The organism is Variovorax sp. 05T418 (genome assembly GCF_056396385.1).
This window is the reverse complement of sequence record NZ_JBFTLJ010000052.1, coordinates 1-873: the sequence shown is the minus strand read 5'-3', so window position 1 is coordinate 873 and position 873 is coordinate 1. Positions and strand designations below refer to the sequence as shown.

1 protein-coding gene is annotated in these 873 nt (G+C 65.4%); it reads right to left on the bottom strand.

What is annotated here, in order from left to right; all coding sequences use genetic code 11:
- The coding region (locus AC1DMS_RS31730) for an IS481 family transposase (RefSeq protein ID WP_478182148.1) at nucleotides 1–840 on the bottom strand (840 nt) is incomplete at its 3' end.
- Between the last annotated feature and the right edge of the window lie 33 nt (nucleotides 841–873).

The following is an 873-nucleotide window of genomic DNA, read 5'->3' as shown; positions in this document are numbered from 1 at the left end:
GCGCCAGTGCTCGAAGGCGTCCTGAGCCTGAGCCAGGTCCATGAAGCTGCGTCCGTTGAGCACCTCGGCCTTGAGCGAACGATGGAAGCGCTCCAATTTGCCATTGGTCTGCGGGTGGTAGGGCGCGCTGTGGCTGATGCGAATGCCCAAACGAATGAGCCACACGCTGAGCGCCGACAGCCCGTGCTCAGCCTTGGCGGGACTGCCCCAAGGGGCGCCGTTGTCGGCGTTGATGCGTACGGGCAAGCCGTAGCGCAGGAACACCCGCTGTAGATGATCCTGCACGCGGGCGGTGTTCGTCTGGGAGCACGCAGCGATCGTCAGGTTGAAGCGCGAGTGGTCGTCAATCACCGTCAGCGGATGGCAGCGCCCCGCACCCGTCTCGAAGTGGCCCTTGAAATCGATTTGCCACAGGGCATTGGGCCGCTCGTGCTCGAAACGCTGCCAATGCTCGGCCGCCTGGCTGGCTTCAGGGGTGATCAGTCCGTGGCGATGCAGGATGCCGGTGATGGTGCTGGGTGCGGGCACGCCGCTGAAGCCCAGATCGCTCAGGCGCTGGGCGATCTTGCGGCCACCCCAGCGGGGGTGCTGGCGGCGCAGTTCGATGACAGCTTGCTCGATCGCAGCGCTGCTGCGCGCAGGACTGTGGTGCGGGCGGGTGCTGCGCGGCTTGCACGCATCACCCATGCCTTGGAGTGCATGGCGGCGCAGCAGTGCATAGCCCGTCTTGGGGCTGATGCCAAAGCGCCGGCACAGTTCGCGGCGGTTGGCTCCTTCTTGCAAGGCCAGTTCCAGGAATTCGCGTTTGGTGTCCATCAGGTCTCTCGGTTGCCAGGGCATGGGCCGCTTCCTCGGTCGTCTCGACCTCGAAAG